The following is a 1,546-nucleotide window of genomic DNA, read 5'->3' on the forward strand; positions in this document are numbered from 1 at the left end:
CGGGTGCCGGGGCCGGCGCCGCGCCGACCGTGGGGCGCGCCTGGGCCAGCCAGGCCTCGTAGCCCTCCAGCCAGCGCGCGTCGCGCAGGCGCAGGTTCTCGTGGCTGATGCGCTGGCTGCGCGTGAGCAGCGAATACGCGAACTGCTCCACCGGCAGCCGGCTGTAGCGCGCCACGTTCTCGAACCACTCGGTGGAGTTGCGCGCGGCGTTCTGGATCTTGAGCACCTCGACGCTGCGGCGCGCCTCGTAGTCGTGCAGCGCCTGCTCCAGGGTCGCGCCGGTGGCCAGCGTCTGGGCCAGGTCGATGGCGTCTTCCAGCGCGAGCTTGGTGCCGCTGCCGATCGAGAAATGCGCCGTGTGCGCGGCATCGCCCATCAGCACGATGGGCACGGCCTTGCCGGCGATGGTTTCGCGGTGCACCCAGGTGCGGCAGATCACGCGCGGAAAGCGGATCCAGTTGGCCGAGCCGCGCAGGTGCGTGGCGTTGCTGATGAGCGCATGCCCGCCCAGGTAGGGCGCGAAAAGCCGCTCGCAGAAGGCGATGGCCTCGGGCTGCTCCATGCGGTCCAGCCCGTGGGCCTGCCACACGGCCTCGGGCGTCTCGACGATGAAGGTGGAGGTGTCGGCGTCGAACTGGTAGGCGTGCGCCTGGAACCAGCCGTGCTCGGTCTCTTCGAACGCGAAGGTGAAGGCCTCGAACTTCTGGTGCGTGCCCAGCCACACGAAGCGGCACTGGCGCAGGTCGATGTCGGGCTGGAAGACCTCGGCATAGCGCGTGCGGATGCGGCTGTTCAGGCCGTCGCTGGCGATCACCAGGTCGGCTCGGTAGCGCGCGGCGAGCGCCTGGTCGTCGGCCACGTCGGTCTCGAACACCAGCTCCACGCCCAGCGCCAGGCAGCGCTCCTGCAGGATGTTGAGCAGCCGCTTGCGCCCGATGCCGCAAAAGCCATGGCCGCTGGAGCGCACGCTGCGCCCGCGCAGGAACACCGCCACGTCGTCCCAGTGGTTGAACGCATCGCCGATCTGCGCGGCGGTTTCGGGATCGGCCGCGTGCAGGTTGGCCAGCGTCTGGTCCGACAGCACCACGCCCCAGCCGAAGGTGTCGAACGGCCGGTTGCGCTCCACCACCACGACGCGGTGCGCCGGGTCCTGCCGCTTCATCAGCAGGGCGAAATAAAGGCCGGCGGGACCACCGCCGATGCACAGGATGTTCATGTGAAAACAGTTTAGGCTTAAACGAATTACTGTCAATGGGGCCTGTGCCGATCGGGCGCGCCCGTGTCGGACAACGGCCATTGACGAGGCGTTGGGGCGGTTCAAGAATCGACGGCCATGAAACCGCTGCTGCACGCCCTGCAAGCCCGGCTGGAATCCCTGCCGGTGGACCTGTCGCTCGAACTGCCCGGCGGGCAGCGGCTGGGCCGTGCGCAGGCCCCGGTGGCGCTGCAGTTCCGCGACCGCCGCTCGCTGGCGGCGCTGCTCTCGGGCGAGGTGGGCGACCTTGGGCGCGGCCATCGTCGAGGGGGCGCGTGCGCTTCGAAGGCC

Annotated in this window: 1 protein-coding gene and 1 pseudogene; one reads left to right on the forward strand and one right to left on the reverse strand. The window is 69.7% G+C overall.

The genetic code is table 11. The annotated features are described in order from the left end of the window. On the reverse strand, window positions 1-1,216 hold a 1,216-nt coding region (locus tag AC27KI_RS24500), incomplete at its 3' end, for an FAD-dependent monooxygenase (RefSeq protein ID WP_487116359.1). A gap of 117 nt (window positions 1,217-1,333) precedes the next feature. On the opposite strand from AC27KI_RS24500, the pseudogene AC27KI_RS24505 reads away from it, so the two are divergent. Further along, window positions 1,334-1,546 (forward strand): annotated as a pseudogene (locus AC27KI_RS24505) (hypothetical protein); the annotation flags it as partial.

The sequence above is a fragment of the Acidovorax sp. KPB24-03 genome, from assembly GCF_057546605.1.